The organism is Xanthomonas sp. Leaf148 (assembly GCF_001423585.1).
Lineage (GTDB): Bacteria > Pseudomonadota > Gammaproteobacteria > Xanthomonadales > Xanthomonadaceae > Xanthomonas.
In genome coordinates this window covers 190,692-216,661 of the sequence record NZ_LMOP01000010.1, presented here as the reverse complement: position 1 = coordinate 216,661, position 25,970 = coordinate 190,692, and the positions used below count along the sequence as shown (strand labels likewise).

22 protein-coding genes and 1 other RNA gene are annotated in these 25,970 nt (G+C 64.7%); 11 read left to right on the top strand and 12 right to left on the bottom strand.

Going from position 1 to position 25,970, the window contains the following annotated elements; genetic code table 11:
- Positions 1-122 precede the first annotated feature (122 nt).
- The 6 genes from ASF90_RS15115 to ASF90_RS15090 all read left to right on the top strand — a co-directional run bounded on the left by ASF90_RS15115 (position 123) and on the right by ASF90_RS15090 (position 5,306).
- On the top strand, positions 123-995 hold the full coding sequence (locus ASF90_RS15115; protein ID WP_236699280.1) for a hypothetical protein: 873 nt from the start codon (positions 123-125) through the stop codon (positions 993-995).
- Positions 996-1,050: 55 nt separating this feature from the next.
- Positions 1,051-1,536: an rRNA maturation RNase YbeY gene (gene ybeY, locus ASF90_RS15110; RefSeq protein WP_055851860.1), complete on the top strand. Its 486-nt coding sequence runs from the start codon at positions 1,051-1,053 to the stop codon at positions 1,534-1,536.
- Positions 1,536-2,054 (top strand): hypothetical protein, encoded by a 519-nt coding sequence (locus ASF90_RS15105; RefSeq protein WP_055851857.1) that lies wholly within the window; start codon positions 1,536-1,538, stop codon positions 2,052-2,054. The genes ybeY and ASF90_RS15105 overlap by 1 nt, the downstream gene beginning before the upstream one ends.
- Positions 2,055-2,149: 95 nt before the next feature.
- Positions 2,150-3,028 (top strand): transporter associated domain-containing protein, encoded by an 879-nt coding sequence (locus ASF90_RS15100; RefSeq protein ID WP_055852298.1) that lies wholly within the window; start codon positions 2,150-2,152, stop codon positions 3,026-3,028.
- Positions 3,025-4,290 (top strand): DUF4105 domain-containing protein, encoded by a 1,266-nt coding sequence (locus ASF90_RS15095; protein ID WP_055851852.1) that lies wholly within the window; start codon positions 3,025-3,027, stop codon positions 4,288-4,290. The genes ASF90_RS15100 and ASF90_RS15095 overlap by 4 nt, the downstream gene beginning before the upstream one ends.
- Positions 4,291-4,304: 14 nt before the next feature.
- Complete coding sequence (locus ASF90_RS15090; RefSeq protein WP_055851850.1) at positions 4,305-5,306, top strand: magnesium and cobalt transport protein CorA; 1,002 nt, start codon at positions 4,305-4,307, stop codon at positions 5,304-5,306.
- Between the two features lie 268 nt (positions 5,307-5,574).
- Here the strand turns inward: ASF90_RS15090 and ASF90_RS15085 are convergent, their stop codons facing one another.
- Positions 5,575-6,939 carry an NAD-dependent succinate-semialdehyde dehydrogenase gene (locus ASF90_RS15085; protein WP_055852295.1) on the bottom strand — a complete coding sequence of 455 codons (1,365 nt, stop codon included), beginning with the start codon at positions 6,937-6,939 and terminating at the stop codon, positions 5,575-5,577.
- Positions 6,940-7,341: 402 nt separating this feature from the next.
- Here ASF90_RS15085 and ASF90_RS15080 point away from each other — a divergent pair, with 402 nt between their 5' ends.
- The gene (locus tag ASF90_RS15080; RefSeq protein WP_115560074.1) at positions 7,342-7,617 is read left to right on the top strand and encodes a hypothetical protein; all 276 of its coding nucleotides are present in this window, start codon (positions 7,342-7,344) and stop codon (positions 7,615-7,617) included.
- 132 nt (positions 7,618-7,749) lie between these two features.
- Here ASF90_RS15080 and ASF90_RS15075 read toward each other — a convergent pair whose 3' ends face one another.
- From ASF90_RS15075 to potA, 3 genes are read right to left on the bottom strand one after another with little or no spacing between them, the layout of a single operon-like run.
- Entirely contained in the window at positions 7,750-8,598 is an 849-nt protein-coding gene (locus tag ASF90_RS15075; RefSeq protein ID WP_055851842.1) for an ABC transporter permease subunit, read from the bottom strand.
- A complete protein-coding gene (locus ASF90_RS15070; protein WP_055851840.1) occupies positions 8,595-9,509 on the bottom strand; it encodes an ABC transporter permease subunit in 915 nt (304 codons plus the stop codon). The genes ASF90_RS15075 and ASF90_RS15070 overlap by 4 nt, the downstream gene beginning before the upstream one ends.
- A complete protein-coding gene (potA, locus tag ASF90_RS15065; protein ID WP_055851836.1) occupies positions 9,506-10,636 on the bottom strand; it encodes a polyamine ABC transporter ATP-binding protein in 1,131 nt (376 codons plus the stop codon). Before potA ends, ASF90_RS15070 begins: the two co-directional genes overlap by 4 nt.
- Positions 10,637-10,961: 325 nt before the next feature.
- Between potA and ASF90_RS22555 the strand changes: the two genes are divergently transcribed.
- Positions 10,962-11,037: non-coding RNA, sX9 sRNA (locus ASF90_RS22555), on the top strand.
- A gap of 296 nt (positions 11,038-11,333) precedes the next feature.
- On the opposite strand, the gene ASF90_RS15060 is transcribed toward ASF90_RS22555, so the two are convergent.
- The 8 genes from ASF90_RS15060 to ASF90_RS15030 form a co-directional block, all read right to left on the bottom strand.
- Positions 11,334-12,824 carry an efflux transporter outer membrane subunit gene (locus ASF90_RS15060; RefSeq protein WP_055852292.1) on the bottom strand — a complete coding sequence of 497 codons (1,491 nt, stop codon included), beginning with the start codon at positions 12,822-12,824 and terminating at the stop codon, positions 11,334-11,336.
- A gap of 4 nt (positions 12,825-12,828) precedes the next feature.
- On the bottom strand, positions 12,829-14,415 hold the full coding sequence (locus ASF90_RS15055) for an MDR family MFS transporter (RefSeq protein WP_055851832.1): 1,587 nt from the start codon (positions 14,413-14,415) through the stop codon (positions 12,829-12,831).
- Complete coding sequence (locus ASF90_RS15050) at positions 14,412-15,614, bottom strand: HlyD family secretion protein (protein WP_055851830.1); 1,203 nt, start codon at positions 15,612-15,614, stop codon at positions 14,412-14,414. The genes ASF90_RS15055 and ASF90_RS15050 overlap by 4 nt, the downstream gene beginning before the upstream one ends.
- Before the next feature lie 331 nt (positions 15,615-15,945).
- Positions 15,946-17,061 (bottom strand): polyamine ABC transporter substrate-binding protein, encoded by a 1,116-nt coding sequence (locus tag ASF90_RS15045; protein ID WP_055851825.1) that lies wholly within the window; start codon positions 17,059-17,061, stop codon positions 15,946-15,948.
- Positions 17,062-17,278: 217 nt separating this feature from the next.
- Positions 17,279-18,646 (bottom strand): aspartate aminotransferase family protein, encoded by a 1,368-nt coding sequence (locus tag ASF90_RS15040; protein WP_055852286.1) that lies wholly within the window; start codon positions 18,644-18,646, stop codon positions 17,279-17,281.
- 120 nt (positions 18,647-18,766) lie between these two features.
- Complete coding sequence (locus tag ASF90_RS24445; protein ID WP_269079391.1) at positions 18,767-18,991, bottom strand: RlpA-like double-psi beta-barrel domain-containing protein; 225 nt, start codon at positions 18,989-18,991, stop codon at positions 18,767-18,769.
- A 512-nt stretch (positions 18,992-19,503) separates the two neighbouring features.
- Complete coding sequence (locus ASF90_RS15035; RefSeq protein WP_055851821.1) at positions 19,504-20,889, bottom strand: glutamine synthetase family protein; 1,386 nt, start codon at positions 20,887-20,889, stop codon at positions 19,504-19,506.
- Positions 20,890-20,895: 6 nt separating this feature from the next.
- On the bottom strand, positions 20,896-21,651 hold the full coding sequence (locus tag ASF90_RS15030) for a gamma-glutamyl-gamma-aminobutyrate hydrolase family protein (protein WP_055851818.1): 756 nt from the start codon (positions 21,649-21,651) through the stop codon (positions 20,896-20,898).
- A 147-nt stretch (positions 21,652-21,798) separates the two neighbouring features.
- Here ASF90_RS15030 and ASF90_RS15025 point away from each other — a divergent pair, with 147 nt between their 5' ends.
- The 3 genes from ASF90_RS15025 to ASF90_RS15015 all read left to right on the top strand — a co-directional run bounded on the left by ASF90_RS15025 (position 21,799) and on the right by ASF90_RS15015 (position 25,893).
- Positions 21,799-23,178 carry a glutamine synthetase family protein gene (locus ASF90_RS15025; protein WP_055851815.1) on the top strand — a complete coding sequence of 460 codons (1,380 nt, stop codon included), beginning with the start codon at positions 21,799-21,801 and terminating at the stop codon, positions 23,176-23,178.
- Positions 23,178-24,494: an FAD-binding oxidoreductase gene (locus ASF90_RS15020; protein ID WP_055851812.1), complete on the top strand. Its 1,317-nt coding sequence runs from the start codon at positions 23,178-23,180 to the stop codon at positions 24,492-24,494. Before ASF90_RS15025 ends, ASF90_RS15020 begins: the two co-directional genes overlap by 1 nt.
- A 100-nt stretch (positions 24,495-24,594) precedes the next feature.
- On the top strand, positions 24,595-25,893 hold the full coding sequence (locus tag ASF90_RS15015; protein WP_055851809.1) for a diguanylate cyclase: 1,299 nt from the start codon (positions 24,595-24,597) through the stop codon (positions 25,891-25,893).
- Positions 25,894-25,970 lie beyond the last annotated feature (77 nt).

Genomic DNA, 25,970 nt, shown 5'->3' with positions numbered 1-25,970 from the left:
CAAGCCAGAAACTGCGGAAATTCTCGGCGTGGTCATCGTGCCGCCGTAGCGCGGATCTGCCCGCGCCAATCCGCAGCGCTACAGCGTTACACTTGGGACAACGCTCTGCACAGGAAGTGCGCATGGTCGGCTATCGCGTCTTGTTCTCTGTCTGCCTATTGGGTCTTGCGCCGGCTGCGTTGCCAGCCGCAGCGGAGAATGCCGGTGCATCCTCCCGCGCTTACATCGAAACCAGTTATCTGGCCGCACCGAGGAATATTGGCCCATTCAGGCTTGCCCGCAGTTCCTACAACCCGGCCGCCAAGGTTTCGGGCGCCGGGTTTCATTACACGATGGCCGACCATTCGGAATTGAACATCGATGTCTTCGTGTATCCGGCCGGGCAACGTGATCAAGCCGAAGCCATCAAGCACGGCATGGCCGCCTTCCGCCAGGATCTTGCCGCAGCGCGTACGCAAGGCACCTATTCACGGCTGGACGAGCTGGACCAGACCAGGTTCATCTTGACAAGCGACGATGCCCCGACTCATACCCCGGCCGACGCGGTAGATGCCCAGGTGATTGCGGCCATTGCCGATGCCGAGCGAATCGTTGGAGAAAAGTTGAGACTCAGCATGGACTTGTCGTCGTCCGGCATGCCGCTGCTTTCCACAGGCTATCTGTTCTACAAGCAGCTCTACTACGTCAAGGTACGGGTATCGGCAGCGCAGCGAGCCATCGCGCAACCCGACTTTGACGCGCTCGCCGACCAGGCCGCACGTGCGCTCGTACCGGCAGTGAAGGTGACCAACATAGGCGGATGCGCGGACCTGACCATCCACCTCGACGCCAAGGCCAAGCCCGAGCAAGGCGCCGTGGACATGACGCGCCAGCTCAAGGCGCATCTAGGCTTCAATTGCTACACGTCGACCAAGCAGGCTGGCATCGAAGATTTGGTAAAAGCCGCCGAGGTGATCGAAATCGCCTACAGCGCCGGTGACTGGAAGTCGCAGTGAGGCAGCACTCGCGCGATACTGTCACCTCTGTCTGATCTGACTTGCTGGTGCTCCCATGACCAAAGGACCCGTCCGCCTCGACGTTGCCGTCAGTTACGCGCTTCCGCGCGCCGGCCTGCCGTCGGCGGTAAGTTTTCGCAAGTGGGTGGCCGCGGCGCTGAAGGGCCGCATCCGCGAGGCCGACCTGGCGGTGCGCGTGGTCGACGAGAAGGAAGGCTGCTCGCTCAACCATCATTACCGCGGCAAGGACTACGCCACCAACGTGCTGAGCTTTCCGGCCGAACTGCCCGAAGGCCTGCCCAAGGGCATCAAGATGCCGCTGCTCGGCGATCTGGTGATCTGCGCGCCGGTGGTGGCACGCGAGGCGGCCGAACAGGGCAAATCGCTGGCGTCGCATTACGCGCATCTCACCGTGCATGGCACCTTGCATCTGCTGGGCTGGGACCACGAAGACGACAAGGAAGCCGACGCCATGGAGCAACTGGAGCGAGAAATCCTGGCCGACCTGGGCATCGACGACCCGTATGCGGGGGAGCGCTGATGCGCGCGTGGTTCGCCCTGACCTGCGTGCTGCTGAGCCCGTCAGCGGTGCTGGCACAGACCGCGCCGGTGCGCCCGGACCTGCCGGCGTTGATCGAATGCCGGCAGCGTATTGGCGACTTCAATGCCCTGACGCCGGTACTGGCCGACCCGCTCAAGGCGGTCGCGCTGGGCTGGACGCCGCTGGAGCAATCCAACCTGTTCATGACCGAATACACGCTCAACACGCCAATCAATGTGTTCGGCCACAGCACTACGCATATCGCGTTTTCCGGCGCCAGCGTCATGGCGATCCTGGACCTGCCCGACCCGCGCCCGCTGGCCAAGCGGCTGGACCTGGAACTGGGCGTGGATAACGCCGAAAAGGTCATGTACGGCCGCGAGCTGGTCAGCGAAGACACCACCAGCCCGAAGACCGGCGAGGCGATGATCGAGTCGGTCGTGCTCAGCGTGACCAACGTCAAATCGCATCCGGGCAAGACCGTGGTCGGCTGCGGCTACAGCCTGGACCTGCCCTGAAACCCGGCACCCGGCAGCGCATCCACAGCGGCTTGCCGGCTTCCTGCTAGACTGCGACTTATCGCCTGGTCTGCCGGGTGCCCTTCCCCGTCATGATGTCCGAAGACGACAGTAGCCACACCTCAGAAAACCCCGAAAAACGCCGCAGCTGGCTCGAACGCCTGAGCGCGGCCTTCTCTGGCGAACCCCATACCCGCGACGAACTGGTCGCCTTGCTGCGGACCGCCGAACAAGACGGTCTCATCGCCGCAGACACCCTGCGCATGATGGAAGGCGCGATCTCCGTGTCCGAGCTCACCGTGGGCGACGTGATGATTTCGCGCTCGCAAATGGTGTCGCTGCCGGTGGAAGCGCGCTTCATCGACCTGATGAAGCAGGTGGTCGAATCCGGCCATTCGCGCTTCCCTGTGCACGGCGAAAACAAGGACGAAGTGCTCGGCATCCTGCTGGCCAAGGACCTGTTGCGCGGCGTAGTCGCCGATAACGGGCCCGGCAATGTGCGCGAGCTGTTGCGCCCGGCGGTGCTGATCCCCGAGTCCAAGAAGCTCAACGTGCTGCTCAAGGAATTCCGCCTGTCGCGCAACCACATGGCGATTGTGGTGGACGAGTACGGCGGCGTCGCTGGCGTGGTCACCATCGAAGACGTGCTGGAGCAGATCGTTGGCCAGATCGACGACGAGCACGACGATGCCGAAGAAGAAAATTCGCTGATCGCGATCCAGGCAGACGGCCGCTACGTGGTCGATGCGCTGACGCCGATCGAGGACTTCAACGAACGCTTCGGCGCCGAATTCCCGGATGACGAGTACGACACCGTGGGTGGGCTGGTCACCGATGCGATCGGGCACCTGCCGGAGACCGGCGAAGAGTTGACCTTGGGCAGGTTTGCGTTCCGCGTGGCCAAGGCCGACACGCGCCGTGTGCACGCCTTCCACGTCACCATCCTGCCGCCCGACCCGCAGGACGACGCTTGAACCTCGCGCGCCGTCACGCCACGGTGCGATGCGGCCGTGGCGGCTGGCAATGGGTCGCGTCCTGGGCGCTGCTCCTGCTGACGCTGCTGGTGGCGCCACTTGCGTCGGCCCAGGTGACGCAGGCTGCTGCCCCGGCTAGCACACCGCCACCGCGCGTCGGCGTGGTCACCATGCAGCCGGGCGAAGTGTTCTTCGAGCGCTTCGGGCATGACGCCATCGTGGTGGTCGACCCGCTCACTCAGCGGGCAACGTCTTACAACTTCGGCTTCTTCGACCCGAGCGAGCCGGACTTCGTGCCGCGCTTCACCCGCGGCGAAATGATGTACTACCTGGTGGCGTTGCCGCTGGAAGAAGACCTGTCGCAGTACCGCGACGTTGGCCGCGGCGTCAGCGTGCAGTGGCTGGACCTGCCGCCGGAACAGGCGCGCGCGCTTGCCGATGGCCTGGCGGTCCGCAGCCGGCCGGAAAACGCCCGCTATCACTACGATTACTTCGAAGCCAACTGCGCCACCATGGTGCGCGACACCCTGGACCGTGCCATGGGCGGCGGTTTGAAATCGCAGCTGGCTGGCCGCTCGCGTGGCAATACCTTTCGCAGCGAAGCGGTGCGCCTGGCCTCCCCTGCCCCGTGGATGTGGCTGGGCTTCGACCTGGGGCTGGGGCCGTACGCAGACCGCTCGCTGTCGCGCTGGGAAGAAGCGTTCGTGCCGATGCGGCTGGCCGACAGCCTGACCCAGGTACACAACAGCGCCGGCCGTCCGTTGGTGCAAGCCACGCAGGTACTGCTGCCGCACCGCATCGCCCCGGAACCTGCTGACCAGCAACGCCATTGGTGGCCGTGGTCGCTGGTCGGCCTGGCGCTTGCAGCCGGCGTGCTGGCACTGCGCCGCAAACCGCGCTTACTGGCCGGCCTTGCGCTGCCATTCTGGTTGCTGTGCGCCATCGGCGGCGGCCTGCTGGTGTACCTGTGGGGCTTTACTGCGCACCAGTCCGCCTGGGCTAACCGCAATCTGCTGCTGGTCAATCCGCTGTGCGTGCTGCTGTTGATTGGCGGCATACAGTTGCTGCGTGGTCGCCGGCCCGGACGCTGGTTCGATGGACTGCGCTGGGTGGTGGCCGCAGGGGCCTTGTTAGCCATGGTGATTCACTGGCTCTCGTTCCAGGCGCAATACAACTTGCAATGGGTGATGCTGCTGTTGCCGGTCCACGCCGCGCTCGCGATCGCTCTGCAACCGCGCGACTTGCCGCTGCGTCAGCGCTGATCCAGGATGCGCCCATGAACAACCACGGTCGCCATCCGGACAACCCGTCCTGCGTCATCACCTGCGCGTACTACGACGGTGACGGCAAGCGGCACGACATCAGCCTGGAGCAGATCAGCGATGTGCTGGAGCGCCCGGATGGCTTCGTCTGGGTCGGCTTGTACGAGCCGCAGGAATCGGTGCTGCACAAGTTGCGGGACGAGTTCGGTTTGCACGATCTGGCTATCGAGGACGCGCTCAAGGCGCACCAACGCCCCAAGGCCGAGAGCTACGGCAATTCGTTGTTTGTGGTGGTCAATACCGCGCAACTGGTCAACGAACGCATCCGCTACGGCGAGACGCATGCGTTCCTCGGCGCACGTTTTCTGCTGACCGTGCGCCACGGCGCGTCGCTGTCCTACACCCCGGTCCGCCATCGGGTGGAACGCGAGCCAGCGATGCTGCGCAAGGGCGCGTCGTTCTGTCTGTATGGCGTGCTGGACTTTGTGGTCGACAACTATCTGCCGATCATGGACGAGTTTCGCGACACGCTGGAAGGCCTGGAAAAAGACATCTTTGCCGACAATTACAAGCGCGAAACCGTGGTGCGCCTGTATGAGCTCAAGCGCGAACTCAACAAGATGCGTCTGGTGGTCGCCCCGTTACAGGACGTGCTGTCGCACCTCAAGCGCAATCCGGGCGCGTTGATCCATGACGAGGTCGGCATCTACCTACGCGACGTGCTCGATCACGCCGTGCGCATCAACGACGCCATCGACACCTTGCGCGAGATGCTGGGCACCGCCTTGAGCGTCAACCTGTCGATGGTGACGCTGGCACAGGGCGAAACCGTCAAGCGCCTGGGCGCCTGGGCCGCCCTGCTCGCCGCACCGACCCTGATCACCAGCTGGTACGGCATGAACTTCACCCACATGCCCGAACTCGACAAATCCTACGCTTACCCCTTGCTGGTGGGCGGTGTGGTGGCCTCGTGCCTGGTGCTGTATCGCCTGTTCAAGCGCGCGCGGTGGCTGTAGGGCTGGGATTAGGGAGCGGGAATTTGGGATCGGTTGGAGCGGCTTTGCTGGTTGCTGATCCAGCTTGAGTGATGGTTGCGTTTGATCGCTGTTGCGTTTGATCGTTTGATCAAGACTGTTTGATGGCTGGTGGTTTCCGTTGGCGAACGCGCTAGCCAAACAGCACCTGATGCGTACCCTCATCCGCCCTTCGGGCACCTTCTCCCGATGGGAGAAGGAAGCGCCTTGGCTTTACGAATCCCACCTCCCGAATCCCCAATCCCCGCTCTCAAGCCACATAGATCGTCTTGATATTCATGAACTCGTGGATGCCGTGATCGGCGAGTTCGCGGCCAAATCCTGAGCGCTTGATGCCACCGAATGGCAGCCGCACATCGCTCTTGACCACCGAATTGACGAAGGCGGCGCCGCACTGCAGTTGCTGCGCCACGCGCTCACCGCGCTTGGCGTCTGCGGTCCACACACTGCCGCCTAAGCCGAACGTAGTGTCGTTGGCCACACGTACCGCTTCGGCCTCATCGGCCACACGAATGATCGAGGCTACCGGGCCGAAGAATTCTTCGTCGTAGGCCGGCATGCCGGGTGCGACCTGGTCGAGGATGGTGGCCGGGTAGCCGGCATGCGAGCCCGGCACCGGTGCGCCGCCTAACAATACCTTCGCGCCCTTCTCCACGCTGGCCTGCACCTGCTTGTGCAATTCGTCGCGCAAATCGGCGCGTGCCATCGGTGCGAGCGTGGTGCTTTCCTGTTGCGGGTCGCCGACCACGCGCTCGGCGGCGGCGGCGACAAAGCGTTCGATGAATTGGTCGGCGATGGCATCGACCACAATGAAGCGCTTGGCCGCAATGCAGGTCTGCCCGCTATTGTCGAAACGCGACTGCACTGCCGATTGCACGGTGTGTTCAAGGTCGGCGTCTTCCAGCACCACGAAGGCGTCGCTGCCGCCCAACTCCATCACGCACTTCTTCAGTTGATCGCCGGCATTGGCGGCCAGCGAGCGGCCGGCACGTTCGCTGCCGGTCAACGTCACTGCAACAATGCGGTCATCGCGCAGTACATCGGCGGCCTGGTCGTTGTCGATATGCAGCACGTCGAAAACGCCCGGCGGAATGCCGGCGGCATCGAGCACGTCTTTCATCGCATCGGCGCAACGCGGCACGTTGCTGGCGTGCTTGAGCAAGGCCACATTGCCGGCCATCAGGCCCGGCGCAAGAAAGCGAAACGCCTGCCACAGCGGGAAATTCCACGGCATCACCGCAAACACGCAGCCCAGCGGTTCATAGCGCACATAGCTGGACTGCGCCTCGGTTGGAATCTCGCGCGGCGCCAGGTACTCGGCAGCATGGTCGGCGTAATACGCGCAGACCTGCGCGCACTTGTCGACCTCGGCCAGTGCTTCGCGGCGCAGCTTGCCCATCTCGGCGGTCATGATGCGCTGCAGGTCGTCGCGCCGTTTGGTCAACTCTTCGCCAACCCGGCGCAGCAAGGCGCCGCGTTCGGCCAAGGGCAGTGCTGCCCACTGCGCAAAGGCCTTGGCGGAAGCAGCCAGACGCGCCTCGATGGCGGCAGCGTCCAGCGTCTGCTGGGTATGTTCGACCTGGCCGTTGGCAGGGTTGACGGTGTCGTAGGACATGACGGTCTCCAGTTGCAAGACGCCCAATGCTAGTCGCCGGGAAGTTGCAGCCGCGTCACAACCACTGCAAATTGCTGCAACGCTGTGTTTACCCGCACCGCGACGCAATGCCGCACCTTCACCGCACAGCTGGCGGATCAATTGCAGCTGGGATCACGCTCCCAGACGAGGTAACGAAAGCAGCCTCGCCCTGTTCAGACGGTCCAACCGCGCATTGCTCTAGCATTGCGCGGCGGCAGATTCATCCATGCATGGAAGACCACCACGATGCGCCGGAATCTCATTGCTCTCGTTGTACTTGGCACCAGTGCATGCCTGCCGGGATGTTCCGTTCTCCAGGACCTCTTGCGTGGCCCGCGGCCCGGCCCGGCCGGGTTTGTCACCGTACGCTGCAACAGCCTGATGCCCGATCCCGCGCAACCCTGCGAGGACGAGGCACTGCGTGCGTGCTCGGACACTGCCATCCGCCAACTGATCACCGCGCAGTCGTCGCCGAACATGGTCACGATCTTTCCCGATAAGCGAAAGTCCAAGGACGACAGCAAGGACAACCGCAAGGACCGCGCCGATGAACAACCTAGAGTCGAGCAACACGGCTACGACATCAGGGCCGAGTATCAGTGCTACCTGACCAAGCCGCAGCCCTGGGACAACGGGTACACGCCTCCGGCCAGGTAGCCGCCGCTCGCACTGGTGTGCCCAGCGTCCGGCGGCCGTCGTATCCGTCGTACACGTCGGTGGCTTGAGCGTTCGCACCTGTCTGATGGCCGCTTGCTGCAGTTCATTGGCCACACCAACGCGGGCACCTGCTCAGGGAGCCGCTTGCAGCGCCAGTTGCTGATCGCGCAGACGGCGTTTTTCGCTGCGTGCCAGCAGCCACCAACCGATCACCGCGGCGACCGACACCGCCAGCACCATTACTGTGGCCAGTGCGTTGATCTTGGGGCTGATGCCCAGCCGCACCGATGCGAACACCTTGATCGGCAGGGTGGTCGAACTCGGCCCGGCCAGGAAGCTGGCAATCACTACATCGTCCAGCGACAGCGTAAAGGCGAGCAGCCAACCCGATGCGAGTGCCGGGGCGATGATCGGCAATGTGATCAGGAAGAACACCTTCAGCGGCGTGGCCCCCAGATCCATCGCGGCTTCTTCCAGCGAGCGGTCGAGCTCCTGCAGGCGCGAAGAAATCACCACGGTGACAAACGATACGGTGAAGGTGACATGCGCGACCCAGATCGCCACTGCCCCTCGCGGTGCGATGCCGAGCACGCCGCCCATCGAGACCAGCAACAGCAGGATCGACAAGCCGATGATCACCTCCGGCATCACCAACGGTGCGGTGATCAGCGCACCGAACAGCGTTTTGCCGGGAAACCGCCGCATGCGCACCATCGCCATCGCGGCCATCGTGCCCAGCACCATCGACGCGCAGGCGGTCCAGAACGCAACTTCCAGACTGACCCAGGCTGCCTCCAGCAATTGCCGGTCGCGCAGCAATTCGCCATACCAGCGCGTCGAAAACCCGCCCCACACCGTGGCCAGGCGCGAGGCGTTGAACGAGTACACCATCAGCAACAGGATCGGTAGATACAAAAACCCGAACCCCAGCGCGAGCACACTGCCGCCCAGCACGCGCCCACCGCGCGAGGCGCGCATCATGTCAGCCGCCCTTCCAGCTCGCGCTGCTGGTAACGGTGGAAGATCACGATCGGCACCAGCAACAACACCAGCATGACCGTGGCCACCGCAGCAGCGACCGGCCAATCGCGATTATTGAAGAACTCGCCCCACAGCACGCGGCCGATCATCAAGGTGTTGGGGCCGCCCAGCATTTCCGGAATCACAAACTCGCCCACCGCCGGGATCATCACCAGCATGCAGCCGGCCACGATGCCGTTACGCGACAGCGGCAAGGTGATGCGCACAAACGCCTGCCACGGACGCGCGCCCAGATCGTAGGCCGCTTCCAGCAAGCGGTTATCGTGCTTGACCAGATTGGCGTACAGCGGCAACACCATGAAGGGCAGATAGCAGTAGACGATGCCGATATAGGCGGCGATGGGCGTGTACAGCAACTGCAACGGCTGCTTGATCAGGCCCAGCGCCAGCAGCGCCTGATTGAGCAGGCCGTTGCCGTCGAGAATGCCGATCCATGCGTAGACACGAATCAAGAACGAGGTCCACGATGGCAGCACCACCAGCATCATCGCCACGTTGCGGGTAGCCAACGGCAAGCGTGCGATCACATACGCCATCGGGTAGCCGATCAACAACGCCAGTACGGTGGAGATCGCCGCGATCTTGATCGAGCTCAGGTACGCGGCCACGTACTGGCTGTCGCGCAGCAGCGCGAGGTAATTGCTCAGATGCAGCTTGACGCTGACGGCGCCATCGGCCGCAGAGGCGAACAGCGGCGTGTATGGCGGCATCGCAATGGCGCGCTCGGCAAACGAAATCTTCAGCACGATCAGGAACGGGATCGCGAAGAACACCAGCAACCACAGGTACGGTGCGGCGATCACGCCCCAACGCGCACCCGGCAAGCCGCGACGGAAAAGACGCGGCCTCATGCGGTGAGCACCACGCCGTCGTCCTCGCCCCACCCCACCCACACCGCATCGCCCCAGGTCAGCGCTTCGCTGGCCCAGCGCTGGCGATTGGCGAAGTTGGCCATCAGCTTGACCCCGCTGGGCAGCCGCACGTGGTAGACCGAATGGCTGCCGAAATAGGCGATGTCTTCGATCACGCCCTGCGCCTTGTTGCAGGCCTGCGTGGGTTCGTCCTTGCCGATGGCGAGTTTTTCCGGACGCAGCGCAAACGCCACCGCTTGGCCTTCGAAGCCGGTGATGCCGTGGCCGATACGGATAGGGGCGTCGAACGCCGGCGTTTTCAGCGTGACGTAATCGGGCGCGTCTTCGGCGATGACGGCATCGATCAGATTGACCGAGCCGATGAATTCGGCGGCGAAACGGTTGGCCGGTTGTTCGTAGATTTCATCGGGCGTGCCGACCTGCTGGATCCAGCCCTGATCCATCAGCGCGATGCGCGTGGCCATGGTCATCGCCTCCTCCTGGTCGTGGGTGACCATCACGCAGGTGACCCCGGAGGTTTCGATGATGTTGACCAGTTCCAGCTGCATCTGCGAGCGCAGCTTCTTGTCCAGCGCGCCCATCGGTTCGTCCAGCAGCAGCAGTTTGGGTCGCTTGGCCAGCGAGCGCGCCAGCGCGACACGCTGCTGCTGGCCGCCGGAGAGCTGATGCGGCTTGCGCCTGGCCAACGCGCCCAGCTGCACCAGCTCCAGCATCTCGCCGACGCGGGTGGCGATGGCGGCCTTCGACAGGCCTTCCTGCTTCAGCCCGAAGGCGATGTTCTGCTCCACGCTCATATGCGGAAACAGCGCGTAGGACTGAAACATCATGTTGATGGGGCGCTCGTACGGCGGCAGCGCGTCGATCGGCTGGCCATCGAGTGTGATGCGCCCCTTGGTGGGTCGCTCGAAGCCGGCCAGACAGCGCAGCAAGGTGGATTTGCCGCTGCCCGACCCGCCCAGCAGCGCAAAGATTTCGCCCTTGCGGATCTGCAGGCTGACATCGTCGACCGCGACAAAACCATCGAATTCCTTACGGACCTCGCTGATGGACAGGTAGCCGGCATCCGCAGGGGTGGACAGGGGCAGCAAGGCGTCGGTCAGTGACATGGTTCCTCTCGATGGCGGCGAACGCAGGCGCCGGGGGTAGAGCCTGCGCGCCATGATGGCAAAAGCATGTATCGGCTGTCGGGCGCGTCGGCGCGTCTGCGCGTCTGCGCGTCTGCGCGTCTGCGCGTCTGCGGCTGAGAGTGACGATCAAGCGGCATTGCGGCAAGTGCCCGTGACTGCACCAGTGGCGACTTGCTTCGATTGGAGGAGACATCGCCGGGCAATACCAGCCAATCAAGCGGGGCCAACGCTAGAAGAGCAGCTAACAAAACGACTGTGCTCAACGCCAGGCGGCCGGTGCTCAGTGCTCAGTGTTCGTTGCGGCATCTACCACTCGTACATTCCGGTTCCTCCGGGCCGTCCGCACCCACCTGACGATTGCTGGCTCCGTTTTGTTAGCAGCTCCAAGCTGGTCTGATCAACCGGATGTCCGGATGCAAAACGCACGCCGTCCAAAACGTGTAAGACGATGCGTAGATCGGTATGCAAGCCGTCCTCGTCGGTGCGTGGTTCAGTCCAGCAAAGTCCTGGTCTCCACACTCAATGACCGGGCTTGTGCAAACCCCATCAACCCGATGACGTCCGTGCCACCAATACTCCCGATGCAGACCGCATGCGCAACCATCACCGACGCGCGGCAATGGCAATGGCAGCGAAGGCAAGCTTGCTTGAATGCACCATCGACCATCGACAACAGTCAACGCGTCTCCTGCGGCGCCTCGCTCCAGCCCAGACCCAGACTCTTTTGCAGCGCGACGTAGTTGACCAATAGCTGCACCTGAGCCTGCGCGGCGGCATCCTGCGCGGACAATTGCTGGCGTTGCACGTCGAGCAGATCGATCGACGAGGTTGCGCCGGCATCGCGGCGTTGCTGCATCAGTCCGGCCGAGCGCGTGGCCGAGGCTTCGGCCTGGCGCGCGACCACCAGCTGCTTGCGCGCCGAACCGAAGCGCGACAACGCGGAGTTGGCGTCCTGCAATGCCGCCAGTACCGCGCCCTCATAAGCCGCCTCGCGGCCGGCATTGCCGGCACGCGCCTGTTCCACCTGCGCACGGGTCTTGCCGAAATCGAAGATCGACCAGCGCAGCATCGGCACTGCCAGGGTGGTCAGCGCATCGGAGTTGAAGTCGCTGGGCGAACCGGCTACCCAGCTCAGCCCACCCAGCAGGGTCACCTGCGGGAAGTAGCCATTCAACGCCTCGCCGATCTGCGCGCTGGACGCGGCCAGCTCGCGCTCGGCCTTGCGCACATCGGGGCGACGACGGATCAACGCGCCGGCATCGTCCACGCGCACGTCGGTTGGCAGCATCGGCAGTGGCTGCACCGCCGCCAGTTGTGCATCCAACGCGCCGGGCTCGCGTCCGACCATCAAGGCGAGCTGGTCCAGCGCTTCCTGCAACTGCATTTCCAGCGGTAAACGCTGCGCTTGCTGCTGCTGCACCTGGGTGGCGATCTGCTCAACCTGCAGGTCCGAAGACGCACCGCGCTCGCGGCGCTGACGGGTCAACGCCAGCGATTGGCCGATCTTGTCCAGGTTGGCATCGGCAATGGCCAGCCGTGCCTGCAGCCCGCGATAGTTGAGATACACCTGCCCCACTTCGGCGGCGAGCTGCACCTGCGCATCGGCCAGCTCCGCTTCGGAGGCCTGCGCTTGCGCCAGCGCGCCCTCGGCGGCGCGACGACGGCGGCCGAAAAAATCCAGCTCCCAACTGGCATCGAAACCGGCGCTGTAGATCTGGGTCTTGTCCAGATCCAGTGCCTGATCGCCTGCGGCTGGCTGTTGACCGGGCTGGCCCTCCTGCAGCCCGCCCAGCGTGTCCACAATGGTCTGCGGCGGCTCGGCATAGGCGTAGATCGCACTGGCATTGAGCTTGGGCAAACGCTCGGCGCGGCGTTGCCGGGCCAGTGCGCGGTTGGCGCGCAGACGCGCTTGGGCTGCGCGCAGGTTGGGGCTGTCGGCCAACGCCCGGGTCACCAGCTGGGTGAGCTGCGGGTCGTTCAATTGCTCCCACCAGTGGTTCAACGGCGCGGCGGCAACCACCTGCGCGCCGCTGGCGCGATGCAGCGCGGGCGCCTGCATGGCCGCATCGGCCACCGGCGGTGCCTTGGTGTAGTTGGGGCCGACCATGCAGCCGCCCAGCAACACGGCGCTCAGCGCCGCCGCCAGTGGCATGCGCATCGGGCGCAGGGAATCAGTGCATTGCAAGGTGCGCCCCCTTGGGTAACGGTTTGAGCAAAAAAGCCAGCGGAATCGTGCAGACCACGATCACGCCGAAGATCCAGAACAGATCGCTGTAGGTCATCACCAACGCCTGCTGTTGCACCAGTCGCGCCAACTGCGCGATCGAGCGGATGGCCGCCTCGCCACCGGCGCTGCCCTGCATCTGCGCGCTCAGGCCAGCCAGAAAGTCCTGCGCGCGCGTCGCATTGGCGGTGATCGCGCTACCGATGGTTTCGGTGTGGAAGGTCATGCGGCGCTCCTGGAAGGTGGAGATCAGCGCCAACCCGACCGATCCGCCCAGGTTGCGGCCGGCATTGAACAGGCCCGATGCATCGCCGGCCAGCTCCGGCGGCACCGAAGAGATGGCCGCCTGATTGAGCGACATCATCGCCAACGCCAACCCGCAGCCTTGCAGCAACTGCCCGGCGACGAAATGCGTGCCGACGGTGTCGGCGGTCAGCGACAGGTTGACGAAACACGCCGCGGCAAAACAGATCAGCCCGGCGATCACCAGGATGCGCACGTCCACGATGTCCAGCAGCTTGGGCATCATCGGCATCAGCAGCACGGTGGGCAGGCCGGACAGCAGCAGCACGTAACCGGCCTGCTCGGTGTTGTAGCCGGAGATCACCGCCAGAAACTGCGGAATCATGTACATCACGCCGAACAGGATCATGCCCACCGCCATGATCATGATGAACACCGCGCCGAAACTGCGATGCAGCAGCAGCGATAGACGGATCACCGGCGCGCGCTTGCGGAACTGGCCGACCACCAGGGCAATGAATCCGCTCAAGGCGATCAGGCTCAGCGTGTTGATTTCGCTGGACTCGAACCAGCGTTCGCGCTGGCCTTCTTCAAGCACGACGGTGAGCCCGCCCAAGCCCGCAGTCAGGCCGTAGATGCCCAGCCAATCGGCATTGAGCAGGCCCGCCCAATCGGCCTTTTCATGCTTGAGCCCCAGCAGCAGCAGCGCCACCAGGCCGACGCAGATCGGCACGTTGATGAAAAACGCGTAGTGCCAGCTGACGTTTTCGGTCAGCCAGCCACCGAGCAGCGGGCCGATCACCGGGCCCATGATCACAGTCATGCCGAACAAAGCGGTGCCCATGGTCTGCTGGCTGGGCGGCAGCCGGGTCGCAACGATGGTCAGCGCGGTGGGAATCAGCGCACCACCGGCCAGCCCCTGCCCGACCCGGCCGATGATCATCATCGTCAACGAGGTCGACAATCCGCACACCACCGAAAACGCGGTGAACATCACCGCGCAGATCAGCAGGAAGTTGCGCAGCCCCAAGGTGCGCACGAACCAGCCGGTCAGCGGGATCATGATGATCTCGGCGACCAGATACGCGGTGGAAATCCAGGTGCCTTCGGTGCCGCTAGCGCCGACCTCGCCCTGGATGGTGGGCAGTGCAGCATTGACGATGGAGATATCCAGCGTCGCCATGAACGAGCCGATGGTGCCAGCCAGCACCGCCAGCCAGGCGCCCGGCTCGGCCTTCTCGCGAGTCGCGCTGCCGCCGGCACTCGGGCCAGTGGCTGCCGCTGCACTCACTGCGCGCGCTCCTGCTCCTGCACGCGGTCGGATTCTTTTTCGGCACGCTCCTTGGCGTCCTTGGCCGAGCGCGTGTCCACCGTCACTTCCACCGACATACCTGGCACCAGCACCTTGCGCGCCTCTTCGCCGGCCAACACGCGGATACGCACGGGCAAGCGCTGCACCACCTTGGTGAAGTTGCCGGTGGCGTTTTCCGGTGGCAACAGCGCGAACTGCGAGCCGGTCCCGGGCGACAGGCTTTCGACCTTGCCGTGCAGCTTCACCCCGGACAGCGCGTCGACCTCGATCTCGGCCGGCTGGCCGGGACGCATCAGGCCGACCTGGGTTTCCTTGAAGTTGGCGATTAGGTACAGCGATTCCTGCGGCACGATGGTCATGGTGCGGGTGCCGGCGGCCAGGAACTGCCCCACCTGTACGGTCTTGTCGCCGACGCGGCCGTGGATCCGGCTGGTCAGGCGCGTGTCTTCCACCGCGATGCGGGCCTGATCGGCGTCGGCGGTGGCCTGCTTCACCCCGGCCTGGGCCTGCTCCAGTTGCGCCGTGCTGGCCTGGATCTGGCTCTGCGCCCCTTTGGCCTGCGCCTGGGCAGCGTCGTACTGGGCGCGGGCGCGCGCCAGCTCGTGCTGCAGGCTTTCCTGGTGCTCGTGGGTGTCGGCGCCGGACGCCGCAAGCGGCGCGAAGCGCTTCACTTCGGCCTGGGCGAAGGTGAGGCTGGCAGCGGCAGCAGTGACCTGGGTACGTGCCTGCACCAGCGCCGATTCCTGCGCAGAGACATTGGCCGTGGCCGCAGCGATATCGGCCTGGCGCGCGGCAATCGCGGCCTCGGCCTGCTGCAGGGTTGCCTGGTAAGTGCGGTCGTCGATCTGCAGCAGCGGCTGGCCGGCGTCCACGATCTGGTTGTCGCCCACCATCACCTTGGTCACATAGCCGCTGACGCGCGGGGCCACTGCCACCGAATCGGCCTGCAGATAGGCGTTATTGGTGTCCTGCATGTAGCGGCCCTTGATCAGGTAATAGGCCAGCCAGACCACCAGCAAGACCAGCACCAGCACGCCCACCAGGATCAGCGTCCACTTGACCTTGGGGTTCTTCAACGGCGAAGGCTTCTGCTCCTGGTCGTCATGCGCGTCGGCGCCCTGCGCATCCGCGGTCTGGCTGCGGCCATCGTTGGACGGGTGGTCTGCTTGGTTGCTCAAAGGAAGCGTCCTGTAGGTCGTGGGCGATGCGCGCAGCGGCATGCCGCATCAGCGGCACGGCGAAAGCGGCGGAACCATACAATTATTTGAACTCGTCAGTACAGGTTGCGTGATGAGGCCAGTCAGCTGGGGCTGAGGCTGGCCGGACGCGCGGTACAGCTCGGTTGACGCGTGTCGGGCAGCCACGTGCCGCACCCAAGCGTGCGCTCGCGATGCGATACCGGTGCGCCAGCTGCACGCTGCCGCGACCAGGTCTGCAGTGTCTCAGCCAATGATTGGCGTTTGATAAGGATGCGGCGGCCTGCGCCGCATCAGCGCCTGACGCCCCGGCTCAGCGGCCGGTCTTGATCTCGGTCCACAGACGCGTGTACAGGCGATCGACGTCCGGCGAGTTGATCGCGTAGGTGAACATCTTGGCGGTCACTTCCGGCGGCGGGTAGATGGTGGGGTCGTTGCGGATCGCCGCATCCACCAGCGGCGTGGCGGTGCGCACCGGGTTGGCGTAGTGAATGAAGTTGCTGTTGGCCGCGGCCACCTCCGGCTTCAACAGGTAATTGATGAAGGCGTAAGCGTTGTCAGCATGCTTGGCGTCCTTGGGGATGGCCAGCATGTCGAACCATTGCGGCGCGCCTTCCTTCGGAATGGCGTAGGCCACGTTGACGTTGTTGCCGGCCTCCTTGGCACGGTCGCGCGCCTGGATGATGTCGCCCGACCAGCCCACCGCCAGGCAGGTATTGCCATTGGCCAGCGAGGTGACGTACTGGCTGGAGTGGAAGTTCTGCACGTACGGGCGGATGGTCTTGATCAGCGCGGCAGCCTTCTCGATCTCGGCCGGCACGCTGCTGTGCGGATCCAGGCCCAGATAATTCAGCGCGATCGGGATCATGTCCGAGGGCGTGTCCAGAATGGTGACGCCGCAGTCCTTGAGCTTGGACAGATTCTCCGGCTTGAACACCAGATCCCAGCTGTTGGCGACATCGGTACTGCCGAAGATCGCCTTGAGCTTGTCGACGTTGTAGCCGATGCCGGTGGTGCCGATCATGTACGGCACGCCATAGGCGTTGTTCGGGTCCTGCGCAGCGATGCGGCGCATGACGTCCGGATCCAGATTGACCAGATTCGGGATCTTGCTCTTGTCCAACGGCAGGAACACACCAGCCTGGATCTGCCGGCCGAAGAAGTTGAGCGTGGGCACCACCACGTCGTAATCGCTGCCACCGGCCAACAACTTGGTTTCCACCATCTCGTCGCTGTCGAACACGTCGTAGGTGACCTTGATACCGGTGCTCTTTTCGAACGCAGGAATCGTGTCTTCAGCGATGTAATCGGAGTAGTTGTAGACGTTCAGCACCTTGGCCTGCGCATCGGCCTTGCCCGGCGCGCCACCGCCGCCACAGCCGGACAACAGGGTGATGGACAGGGTCAGGGCGAGCAGTCGCAGCGTCATGTGGGTCTCCAGGGCAGCGCGGTGGGAGCGGCCCGGCATCGCGGCCGGTCTGCGCCCAGCCTACCCACCGCGTCCGGGTTTGCACAGCGGGAGGTGCGTGGACCGGGGTTCGCGGTTTGACGCGCTGAAGCGTCGGGATTGGCGAAGGCCGGCCGCGGCGGTGGCGCTTGCTGCGCTGTGGTTGCGCTGCTCTGCGGCGGGAGGCCTGCCGCCGCGCTTACTTGCCCAACGCCTGCGCGGTGTCGTCCAACGCCGCCCAGGCCTTGTCGAACAGCTCGTCGACCTGCTCGCAGGTGATGATCAACGGCGGCGACAGCAGCATTGCATCGTAAGTGGCGCGCAGGATCAGCCCGCGCTTTAGCGCGAAGTCGCGGCACATCGCACCAACCCGTCCGCGCCCGGGGAAATATCGGCCGCGCTGGCGCTTGTCCGGCACCAGCTCCAGCGCGCCGACCAGGCCCGCGATCCGCGCCTCGCCGACCAGCCGATGCACACCCAACTCGGCCCAGCGCTGCGCCAGATACGGCGCAATCTGCGTGCGTGCTGTATCCACGATGCCTTCGTCCTGCAGCAGACGCAGATTCTCCAGCGCCACCGCCGCGCACACCGGATGCCCGGCATAGGTACCGCCATGCGCCAGCTCGCCGCCCTGCTGCTTGAGCACCCCGGCCACGCGATCGTTGAACATCGCCGCCGCCAGCGGGATGTAGCCGGAGGTGATGCCCTTGGCCAGCGTCATCACATCGGGCTGAAAGCCGAAGTAATCCGCCCCGAACCATTCCCCGGTACGCCCGAATCCGCAAATCACCTCGTCAGCCACCAGCAGCACGTCGTAGTGCCGGCAGATGCGCTGGATTTCCGGCCAATAACTGCGCGGCGGGATATAGACACCGATCGCCCCCATGATGGGTTCGCCGATGAAGGCCGCCACGTTTTCCGGCCCGAGTTCGAGAATCCTGGCTTCCAGACGGCGCGCGGCAAGCAGCCCGTATTCGTCCGGCGCCATGTCCCCGCCATCGCCGAAATGATTGGGCGGCTCGATATGCACGATGCCCGGTATCGGCAACCCACCCTGCTTGTGCATGCCCTGCATGCCACCCAGGCTGGCACCGGCCATGGTGGTGCCGTGATAGCCATTGTGGCGACCGATGAAGACGTATTTTTGCGGCTGCCCCTGCACCGCCCAGAAATGCCGCACCAGGCGCAGGATGGTGTCGTTAGCCTCCGACCCGGAATTGGCGAAGAACGCATGATTCAAATCGCCGGGCGTCAGTTCGGCCAGCTTGGCGGCCAGGTGGATGGTGGGCTCGGTGGTGCACTGAAAAAAGCTGTTGTAGTACGCCAGCTGCTCCATCTGCCGCGCCGCCGCCTGCGCCAGCTCGGTACGTCCATAGCCCACATTGACGCACCACAACCCACCGAACGCATCCAGCAGCTTGTTGCCATCGGCGTCCCAAACGTACACGCCCTCACCGCGCGTTAGAATGCGCGTGCCCTTGCCCGCCAACACCGCGTTGTCGTTGAACGGATGCAGATGATGCGCGGCATCGAGCTGCTGCAACGACCTGAGCACAGAAGGATCCACGACCTGCTCCACGCATGAGGAACCACGAGCATACCCACGCCCTGTTGCCGCACCGTGGACGGCATTGCAGATTGCCCTGCGAATCCCCTGCATGCCCGACAGACAGGTTGGTCGCGAGAACTAGCGCTGCCGCCAACACCGCACCCTCATCCGCCCTTCGGGCACCTTCTCCCGATGGGAGAAGGGAACGTAGCTGAGGTCGATCACGCGGCCATCGTGAAACGGGCCGCGGTCGTTGACGCGCACCACCACCGAATCGCCGGTGTCCTTGCTGCGTCCGCGATCTAAGCATTTCCGGCGCGGCGCCGGCCTCCTGCCCAGCACCGGCCGGCTCCCGCATGACATCGCTACACCTTGATGCGCTGACCTGTGCAGCGCTGACCTGTGCAGCGCTGATCTGCGCAGCGCTTTGCCTTGCTTCGCTTTGTTTAGCCTTGCCTTGCCTTGCCTTGCTTTGCCTTGCTTGCGCCCTTACGGGGCCCCATACCGCAGCGGCAAGGCCGGCAGATAAAACCCGTAGGGCGGCGCGCATGGATGCGCGACGTTTTTGTAAGGGACATGGATGTCCCTTACAAAAATTTCTGCCGGACTTGCGCACCCGTAGCGCCTATGGCGCGGAGGGCGCGAGGACGGGGTGTGCTTTCTTTTTGGTTACTTTTTCTTTGCACAAGCAAAGAAAAAGTGACTCGCGCCCGGAGGGCGTGAAAGCCCTGCTCTGAATTTGAATCCTCCCGAAACCCGGAAGCACACTAACCACTGCCAGCTTCAACACCACCCGACACCGCACCCTCATCCGCCCTTCGGGCACCTTCTCCCGACGGGAGAAGGGAGAGCGCGGCAACACTCATCCGACCCCATCACACATTCAACAACAAAAACTCCCGCTCCCAAGAACTGATCACCCGAAAGAACGTCTCATACTCCTTCCGCTTCACCGAGATATAGGCCCGCACAAACCGACGCCCCAACATCTCCTGCAACGCCTCGCATTTTTCCAACCCATCCAGCGCCTCACCCAACGAACGCGGCAAATCGTAGCCCTGCTCCTTGCCATTGCTGCTGATCGGCGCGGTCGGCTCCAGCTTTTCGCGGATGCCCAATAACCCGCACGCCAATGTCGCCGCCATCGCCAGATATGGATTGGCATCGGAGCCGGCAAACCGGCTTTCCACCCGCATGTTTTGCGGCGCATCGATCGGCACCCGCAACCCGCAGGTGCGGTTGTCGAAGCCCCACAGCACATTGCTTGGCGACACCTCGCCGAACATCAGCCGCCGGTACGAATTGACGTTGGGCGCCAGCAGCCCCATCGCCATCGGAATGTATTTTTGCAGCCCGCCCAGATAATGCGCAAAGGTGTCGCTGAACCCGCCCTCGCGCTTGCCGCTGAACACGTTCTTGCCGGTGCCGGCATGCAACAGGCTCTGGTGGATATGCATCGCACTGCCGGGCTCGGTTTCCATCGGCTTGGCCAGAAACGTCGCATACACCCCGTGCCGCAACGCCGCCTCGCGCATGGTGCGCTTGAACAGGAATACCTGGTCGGCGCGCGACAAGGCATCGGCGTGGGTAAAGTTGACTTCCAGCTGCGCGGCGCCGGATTCGTGGATCAAGGTATCCACGTCCAGCTCCATCGCATCGCAATAGTCGTACATCAGATCCAGGATCGGGTCGAACTCGTTCACCGCATCGATCGAATACGACTGCCGCGCGGTTTCCGGGCGACCGGAGCGCCCGGCCGGCGGCAGCAACGGGAAGTCGGGATCGGTGTTCTTCTGCACCAGAAAGAACTCCAGCTCCGGCGCCACCACCGGCTGCAATTTGACCTCGGCGTAGGCCTCCAGCACGCGACGCAGCACATTGCGTGGCGCCAGTTCGTGCGGCTGGCCGTCCTTGGTGTAGCAATCGTGGATGACCTGCGCGGTGGGGTCGGCGGCCCACGGCACCATGCGCACGGTGGACGCGTCCGGGCGCAGATGCATGTCCGAGTCCGACGGCGAGGTCAGTGCGTAATAGTCGTCCGGAAAGTCGCCGGTGACCGTGGTGGCGAAGATGCCTTCCGGCAACCGCGTGCCGTAATCGTGCGAAAACTTGTCGGCCGGAATGATCTTGCCGCGCGCATTGCCGGTGATGTCCGGCACCAGGCATTCGACCTCGGTGATGTGGCGGTCCTTGAGCCAGCGGCGCAATGCGCTCTCCGGCTGCTTGGGCGTGGATTTACGCGAACGTGTGCGGATCGACATACAACCTCACTGACCGCGCTGAGCGGCGTAACGGCGACAGGCCTCGCCGAAGGACTGAAAGATGGCACGGTAGAACGGATGCTGTGTGACACGCCATTCCGGATGCCATTGCACGGCGAGTAAAAAGCCCGGTCCCGGGCCGCGAAAAGCTTCGATCAAGCCATCGGGAGCGGTCGCTTCGACCAGCAGGCCGTCAGCCAGCGTGGCGATGCCCTGCCCGTGCAATGAGTTGACCCACACCTCGGCCGAGTCGCTCATGCCAGCCAGCCAGCCGCCCGGCTGCAACTGCAGCGGATGCGCGGGGCCGTATTGCACGTCCAGCGGCGCGCTACGGTCTTCGCGATGATCGGCCAGGCCGGGCACCGCATGCACGCGTTGATGCAGGCGTCCACCGAGCGCGACATTGACCTCCTGCAGGCCACGACAGATCGCCAGCACCGGCAGACCGCGCGCAAGCGCCTGCGGGATCAACCCCAGGCTGGTGGCATCGCGCGCGGCATCGTGCGGGTTGCCCTCCCAACTCGATTCGTCGCTGTAGTGGTGCGGCTCGATATTGCTGACCGCCCCGGTGAGCAACACGCCGTCCAACCGATCCAGCCACACGCCGGCCTCCAGGCTGGGCTGCAGACTCGGCAGCAGCACCGGCATGGCACCGGCCGCGTCCACGACCGCACGGATGTATTTTTCGCCGGCCGCCAGAAACGGATGCGGCCCTTGCGCGATGCGATCGGTGGGCAATCCAACCAACGGTACGACAGCCATACAGACATCCCGATGCGGTGCGTTGAACGGCAGATGCGCTCGAACTTACCGCGCCACCGCCGCCATTGCCACCGCCGCACCGTTGTCTGGTCGCAAACGATCACGCGTGCTTTGCTAGGCTGGGCGGCGACTTCGCAGGTGGTGCCCATGGCTTCCGAGAACTCCGTCGCATCGCTGCCCGCTGCCGATGCCGCCACCCTGGCGCGTATCGCCGGCTGCCACTCCGTCGACCTGTTATTGCCCGACACCAACGGCGTGCTGCGCGGCAAGCGCGTCACTGCCGATGCGCTGCACAAGGTCTACCGCGATGGCGTGTGCCTGCCGATGTCGCTGATCGCCACCGACATCACCGGTAACACCGTGGAAGAAACCGGGCTTGGCTATGCCATCGGCGATGCCGACCGCATCTGCCGGCCGATCGAAGGCTCACTACGCCCGGTACCGTGGGCGCCGCAACCGATGGCGCAGCTGCTGCTGGCGATGCACACCCCGGACGGCAGCCTGTTCGAGGTCGCGCCACGCGCGGTGTTGCAGCGGGTGTTGCACGGCTTTGCCGCACTCGGGCTGACCCCGGTGGTGGCGGTGGAGCTGGAGTTCTACCTGTTCGATGCGGTGCCCGATGCGCAGGGGCGCCCGCAGACCCCGCGCGACCCGGTCACCGGCATCCGCAGCGACAGCACCCAGGTGTACGCGTTGCAGGACCTGGACGATCACCGTGGTTTTACCGATGCGGTCACCGCTGCATGCCACCAGCAAGGCATCCCGGCCGACACCGCCGTGGCCGAGTACGCACCGGGCCAGTTCGAGATCAACCTGCAACATCGCGCCGATGCGGTTGCCGCCTGCGACGAGGCGATCCTGCTCAAACGCACCATCAAGGCCATCGCGCAGCAGCAGCGCATGCTGGCCAGCTTCATGGCCAAGCCGTTCCCCGGCCAGGCGGGCAGCGGCTTGCATCTGCATGTGAGCCTGCTCGATGCCGACGGGCACAACGTGCTGGCCGGCGAGGCCGAGATGCCCACCGACCGCCTGCGCCACGCCATCGCCGGGCTGCAGCGGCATGCGGACGCATCGCTGCTGTTGTTCGCGCCGCACGCCAACAGTTACCGACGCTTCGTCAGCAACGCCTTCGTGCCGCTGGATGCCAGCTGGGGTTTCAACAACCGCACCGTGGCGCTGCGCATCCCGCATAGCGATGCCCGCAACACGCGCATTGAACATCGCATTGCCGGCGCCGATGCCAACCCGTATCTGGCCGCGGCCGCGGTGCTGGCGGCGATGCTCGACGGCCTGCAGCAGCCCGCCGAACCCACGCCACCGATCACCGGCAACGCCTATGCGCAAGGAATCTTCCAACCACGCACCTGGCAGGGCGCGATCGATGCGTTTGTGTCCAGCGACTTTATCGGCGCCCAGCTAGGCACGCAGTTTCAGCATGTGTTCGGGCAACAGAAACAACGCGAGCTGCTCGATTACCAGGCGCTGGTGCCGGACATCGATTACGCCCGGTACCTGCGGACGGTGTGATGGGCAGCCCGGCCACCGCGCTGCCGCACGCCGACACCGCGGAGGGCGGCTATCCGGACAGCTGGTACACGCGCAGCGCGCCTGCCCTGCCCGTGCAACCGCGCCTGCGCGGCGCCGAACGCGCCGATGTCTGCATTCTCGGCGCCGGTTACACCGGACTGACTGCGGCGCTCGCGCTGGCCGAAGCAGGCTACCGGGTCATCGTGCTGGAGGCCCGGCGCATCGGCTGGGGTGCATCCGGTCGCAACGGCGGCCAGGCCATCGTGGGCTACGGCTGCGAACAGGAGACGCTGGAAGCATTGGTCGGCGATAAAGATGCGCGCCTGCTGTTCGACTTCTCGCGCGACGGCATGCGCCTGCTACGCCAGCGGATCGAACGCCATGCCATTGCCTGCGACTGGCGCGATGGTCATGCCCATGTCCCGCTCAAGCCGCGCCAGGTGCGGGCGCTGCAGCATGGCATCGTGCGCATGGCCGAGCGCTACGACTATCCGCTGGAGTGGTGGGACCGCGCCCGCACCCGCCAGGTGCTCGACAGCCCACTGTATCTGGGTGCGATGTTCGACCCCGCCAGCGGCCATCTGCATCCGCTGGCCTATGCATTCGGCCTGGCGCGGGCGGCAGTGGCGGCCGGCGTGCGCATCTTCGAAGACTCGGCGGTGACCCGCCTGGACCCTGGCGCGCAGGTTGCGATGCACACGGCCGATGGCAGCGTGACCGCAGACTTCGGCGTGATTGCCGGCAATGCCTTGCTGCACGGCATCGCCGCGCCGCTGGAGCAGCGCATCATGCCGGTCGGCACCTACGTGGGTGCCACCCCGCCACTGGGCGAGGCGCGCGCACGCGCGCTGATCGGCAACGACATGGCGGTGGCCGACACCAATTGGGCGCTGGATTATTACCGGCTCAGCGCCGATCACCGGCTGCTGTTCGGCGGGCGCGCCAGTTATTCGTCGCGCCCGCCGCCAGGCCTGAATCGCTTGATGACGCAGCGTATGCACACGGTGTTTCCGCAGTTGCGCGACGTGCCGCTGGAGACCGTCTGGGGCGGCTATGTGGACATCTCCCGCAACCGCGCGCCGCACTGGGGCCGGCTCGCGCCGACTGTGTATTTCGCGCAGGGCTTCTCCGGCCACGGTGTGGCAGCCACCGGTCTGGCCGGCCAGGTGATCGCCGAGGCCATCGCTGGCCAGAGCCAGCGGCTGGATGTGTTCGCGCGTATTCCGCACCGCCCGTTTCCCGGCGGGCAGCGGCTGCGCACCCCACTGCTGGTGGCGGCCATGAGCTGGTACCGGCTGCGCGACGCGCTGCGGTGACCGCGCCCCCAGGTCCATCGCGCAAGCTGCAACGCAGCGCTCAAGTTTTGGCGAGCAGAGCCGTTAGCTGATCTGACGGTTCGATCCACACGGCCAGCCGATGTCCCCAGGTACCCTACATCGCAATAGTGAAAGCGCAGTCCTGCCGCAACGCGTGTTGCTGGTGGAGAACTCGCGCACGTTCACCAGCATGCTGCGCGCAGCCATCGAGCAACGCGTGGAACTGCCGGTCACGGTCGTTTCGACCCTGGCCGAAGCGGCGCGCGTGCTCGACGAAGAAGATGGCTGGTTCCTGGTCCTGACCGGCCTGGTGCTGGTCGACGGCGACCGCGACAAGGTCGTGGAGTTCTTCCTCTCGCGCAACCTGCCGACCGTGGTGGTCAGCGGCGTGTACGACGAGGATCTGCGCCAGCGCGTGCTGCAGCAGCAGATCATCGATTACGTACTCAAGAACGCACCGGGCAGCATCGAATATCTGGCATGGCTGGTGCAGCGTCTGGAGCGCAATCGTCGCATCGGCGCGTTGGTGGTGGACGATTCGTTGTCTGCTCGCACCTACGCCGCCGCACTGCTGTCGATGTACGGCTACCGTGTGGTGCTGGCCGCCGACGGCGCCGCCGGACTGGAAGCAATCGAACGCGACCCCGACATCCGCCTGACCATCGTCGATCAGGAAATGCCCGGCATGGAAGGCGTGGAATTCACCCGCCGGCTGCGTGCGTTGCGCTCGCGCGACAAGGTCGCGGTGATCGGCATCTCCGGCAACAGCGACTCGTCGCTGATCCCGCGCTTCTTGAAGAACGGCGCCAACGACTTCCTGCGCAAGCCCTTCTCGCGCGAAGAATTCTTCTGCCGCGTCTCGCAGAACGTGGACCAGCTGGAATTGATCGGTACGCTGCAGGATCTGGCCACACGCGATTTCCTCACCGGCCTGCCCAATCGGCGTTACTTCCTGGAACAAAGCCAGCGCGTGATCCCGCAGTTGCTGTCGCAGGACCAGACGGTGACCGCGGCCATGCTGGATATCGATCACTTTAAACACATCAACGACACCTGGGGCCACGAAGCCGGTGACCAGGCGCTCCGCGCGGTGGCCGCATCGGTCTCCGGGCATGCACGTCCGCAGGATCTGGTGGCACGTTTCGGTGGCGAAGAATTCTGCCTGCTGGTGCCGGGGCTGGATGCAGCCAACGCCACCAGCTACTTCGAAACCCTGCGCGAACGCATCAGCGCACTACGCGTGCGCGTCGGCGACGACACGCTGAGCATGACGGTAAGCATCGGCGTGTGCATCGCGACCGAAGGCGACCAATCGCTGCATTACCTGTTGAACGAAGCCGACAAATATCTGTACCTGGCCAAGGCCGGCGGCCGCAACCAGGTACGCTTGGCGGGCTGAACGCCGCACGCTTGCACCAACACGGCGGCCTGAGAGAACGCACCTCAAAGCGCGTATTTCTCTAGCTCCCGTAGGAG

Coding starts and splice junctions, on each gene's coding strand:
- ASF90_RS15115 (WP_236699280.1), top strand. CDS start 123: ATGGTCGGCTATCGCGTCTTGTTCTCTGTCTGCCTATTGGGTCTTGCG.
- ybeY (WP_055851860.1), top strand. CDS start 1,051: ATGACCAAAGGACCCGTCCGCCTCGACGTTGCCGTCAGTTACGCGCTT.
- ASF90_RS15105 (WP_055851857.1), top strand. CDS start 1,536: ATGCGCGCGTGGTTCGCCCTGACCTGCGTGCTGCTGAGCCCGTCAGCG.
- ASF90_RS15100 (WP_055852298.1), top strand. CDS start 2,150: ATGTCCGAAGACGACAGTAGCCACACCTCAGAAAACCCCGAAAAACGC.
- ASF90_RS15090 (WP_055851850.1), top strand. CDS start 4,305: ATGAACAACCACGGTCGCCATCCGGACAACCCGTCCTGCGTCATCACC.
- ASF90_RS15085 (WP_055852295.1), bottom strand. CDS start 6,939: ATGTCCTACGACACCGTCAACCCTGCCAACGGCCAGGTCGAACATACC.
- ASF90_RS15080 (WP_115560074.1), top strand. CDS start 7,342: ATGCCCGATCCCGCGCAACCCTGCGAGGACGAGGCACTGCGTGCGTGC.
- ASF90_RS15075 (WP_055851842.1), bottom strand. CDS start 8,598: ATGATGCGCGCCTCGCGCGGTGGGCGCGTGCTGGGCGGCAGTGTGCTC.
- ASF90_RS15070 (WP_055851840.1), bottom strand. CDS start 9,509: ATGAGGCCGCGTCTTTTCCGTCGCGGCTTGCCGGGTGCGCGTTGGGGC.
- potA (WP_055851836.1), bottom strand. CDS start 10,636: ATGTCACTGACCGACGCCTTGCTGCCCCTGTCCACCCCTGCGGATGCC.
- ASF90_RS15045 (WP_055851825.1), bottom strand. CDS start 17,061: ATGACGCTGCGACTGCTCGCCCTGACCCTGTCCATCACCCTGTTGTCC.
- ASF90_RS24445 (WP_269079391.1), bottom strand. CDS start 18,991: ATGTCATGCGGGAGCCGGCCGGTGCTGGGCAGGAGGCCGGCGCCGCGC.
- ASF90_RS15035 (WP_055851821.1), bottom strand. CDS start 20,889: ATGTCGATCCGCACACGTTCGCGTAAATCCACGCCCAAGCAGCCGGAG.
- ASF90_RS15030 (WP_055851818.1), bottom strand. CDS start 21,651: ATGGCTGTCGTACCGTTGGTTGGATTGCCCACCGATCGCATCGCGCAA.
- ASF90_RS15025 (WP_055851815.1), top strand. CDS start 21,799: ATGGCTTCCGAGAACTCCGTCGCATCGCTGCCCGCTGCCGATGCCGCC.
- ASF90_RS15020 (WP_055851812.1), top strand. CDS start 23,178: ATGGGCAGCCCGGCCACCGCGCTGCCGCACGCCGACACCGCGGAGGGC.
- ASF90_RS15015 (WP_055851809.1), top strand. CDS start 24,595: ATGTCCCCAGGTACCCTACATCGCAATAGTGAAAGCGCAGTCCTGCCG.